Annotated in this window: 2 pseudogenes; both read right to left on the bottom strand. The window is 69.7% G+C overall.

Annotation, left to right across the window (positions count from 1 at the left end):
- Positions 1-54: 54 nt before the first annotated feature.
- Positions 55-516 (bottom strand): annotated as a pseudogene (locus NS331_RS25275) (pyridoxine 5'-phosphate synthase); the annotation flags it as partial.
- Positions 517-574: 58 nt separating this feature from the next.
- Positions 575-664: pseudogene (locus tag NS331_RS26495) on the bottom strand (DNA repair protein RecO); the annotation flags it as partial.
- Between the last annotated feature and the right edge of the window lie 239 nt (positions 665-903).

The raw sequence follows: 903 nt of genomic DNA, 5'->3' as shown, positions 1-903 counted from the left end.
CGCGGCGGCTTATCCTTCGGTGTAGTTCTCGTCCCGGTCGCCGCCGCCGGCTCAGACGTCGGCCATCATCTCGTGGGCCGGGTCCATGAACAGGCTGACGCGCACACCCGGCGCCTTGGCTTCGGCGATCAGCTGGCGCAGGTGCTCGGCGTCCTGCGGAGAAGTCCAGCCTTGGTCGCTGGTGAACTGGTCTTCGCTGTCGGGCACGAAGGTGGCCTGGTGCGGGCGCAGTTCGCGCACGAAGTCCATCAGGTTGTGGAAGGGGTTGCCTTCGATGTTGAACTCCACGCCCGGCCAGTCCTGCTTCAGCAGCGCATGCAGTTCGTGCACGTCGCCCGTGCGGATGTGGCGGGCATCGGGCCGCGGATGCACGGTGATGCCGTGCGCGCCGCCACGCTGTGCCTGCAGGCAGGCGCGCACGACGCTGGGGATGCCCAGGTGGCGGGTGTTGCGCAGCAGCGCGACCTTGTTGACGTTGACGGACAGTGCCGTGCGGGAGGAAGTGGCGGTGTTCACGGATGGGCCTTCGGCTTGGCCTGGGAAGCTGGAGCGCCGGCCACGGGCCGGGCGCGCTTCACAGATCCTGCAGGTCGCGCATCATCTGCCGGGTGCGCAGCTGGGCGACGCCGCAATGGTAGTGGAGCAACTGGCGCAGCTGGCTGCGCCCGTTGCTCCACTACCCTTGCGGCGTCGCCCAGCTGCGCACCCGGCACTCGATGCGCGCCCTGCAGGATCTCTGACACGCGCCCGGCCCGAGGCCGGCGCCCCAGCTTCACAGGCCAAGCCAAAGACCCATCCGGGAACCACGCCACTTCCTCCCGCACGGCACTCTCCGCCAACGTCAACAAGGACGCACCGCCGCGCACCACCAGCCACCTGGGCCACCCCACCGCCGTGCGCGCC

This window comes from Pseudacidovorax intermedius (genome assembly GCF_001476815.1).
GTDB lineage: Bacteria > Pseudomonadota > Gammaproteobacteria > Burkholderiales > Burkholderiaceae_C > Xenophilus > Xenophilus intermedius_A.
The sequence above is the reverse complement of the archived record's forward strand: the minus strand, read 5'-3'. Positions and strand labels throughout refer to the sequence as shown.